This window comes from Nguyenibacter vanlangensis (assembly GCF_013376155.1).
GTDB lineage: Bacteria > Pseudomonadota > Alphaproteobacteria > Acetobacterales > Acetobacteraceae > Gluconacetobacter > Gluconacetobacter vanlangensis.
In genome coordinates this window covers 1-1,312 of the sequence record NZ_JABXXP010000747.1, presented here as the reverse complement: position 1 = coordinate 1,312, position 1,312 = coordinate 1, and the positions used below count along the sequence as shown (strand labels likewise).

The window sequence follows — 1,312 nt, the reverse complement described above, 5'->3', positions numbered from 1 at the left end:
GGGTGCGGGGGGCGAGCAATCCCTGCGCCCCGACCGAGACCGCGGCGCCGACTCCCGGCCAGCAGGCCCATCCTCCGGCGCGTCGCCCGCCAGCCAGCCCGACAACCAGACAGACGACCAGCTTCCAGGCCATATGCAATGAATATTCTGATCCGTTCCCTCGACGGCATGACGACGATCCGCCGCACGCACCCCGTCTGGACGGGCCTGGCCCTCTGCCTGTCCGTGGCGGGGTGCAGCAGCGGACCGGCGCGGGTCAGGCCCCTGTCGGGCGCGCTGCCGCTTTCCGGCCCGGCACCCGATACGGCCGAGGGGCGGATCGGAACAGGCGATCGACTCGGACGGGTGCAGTACAGCTATGGCCGCAATGCAGTCCCCGCGCTTCCATCCTCGGGCATCGCGGGCGGCGTGGGCGGAATCTCGCTGAATTTCGCCGATACCGACGTCCGCGACGCCGTCTCGCAGGTCCTGACGGACATCCTGCACGTGAATTATTCGATCGACCCGGCGGTGCGCGGGCAGGTGACGCTGCATACGTCCTCGCCGCTGACGGCGGCGCAGGTGCTGCCGGCCTTGCAGATCATCCTGGCCCAGGTCCACGCCGTGCTGCTGCACAGCGACGGGCTGTACCGCATCGTCCCCAGCCAGGCCGAGGCCGGAAATCCCCAATCCGGCGCCCAGTCCGGTGCCGCCGGAATGACCGAAAACCCGTCGCTGGGCGGCAATATCATGGTTCCGCTGCGCTATGCCGGGGCCGCCAACCTGGCCCGCGCGCTGCAACCCTTCGTGCAGAACGGCGCGCGCGTGACGCCGGTCGACAGCGCCAACGCGGTGATCGTCAGCGGCGATCCCGCGGCGCGCAACGCGCTGGTCGAGGTGATTCGCGCCTTCGACGTGGATTGGCTCAGCAGCCAGTCCTACGCCCTGCTTCCGGTCGAATCCGGAAATGCCAAGGACATGGCGACAGCCTTGCAGACCGCGCTGCACGGCAGCGGCGGCGCGCTGGCGCAGATCGTGCAGGTCCTGCCGCTCAGCCGCGTCAACGCGGTGCTGATCGTCGCGCGCAACACACGCTATGTCGACGATGCGCGGCGCCTTTTCGCGCTGATCGAACGCAACCGCCGCGCCACGATCCGGTCATGGCATATCTTCTACGTGCAGAATTCCAGCGTGAACGACGTCACCTACACGCTGCAGCAGGCCTTCACCCCGGACAATGTGACGGCGCTGCCGCCCGGGGGGGCGCCGGGTGCCGCGTCGCAACTGGGCCAGGCCGGCTTTACCGGCGGGATGGCCAGTGCCATGGGGGGCG

At 69.4% G+C, this 1,312-nt stretch carries 1 protein-coding gene; it reads left to right on the top strand.

Translation table 11 applies throughout. The features are described 5' to 3' along the window. Positions 1–138: 138 nt before the first annotated feature. A partial coding sequence (locus HUK84_RS18660; RefSeq protein ID WP_281362864.1) for a secretin N-terminal domain-containing protein occupies positions 139–1,312 on the top strand: 1,174 nt, incomplete at its 3' end.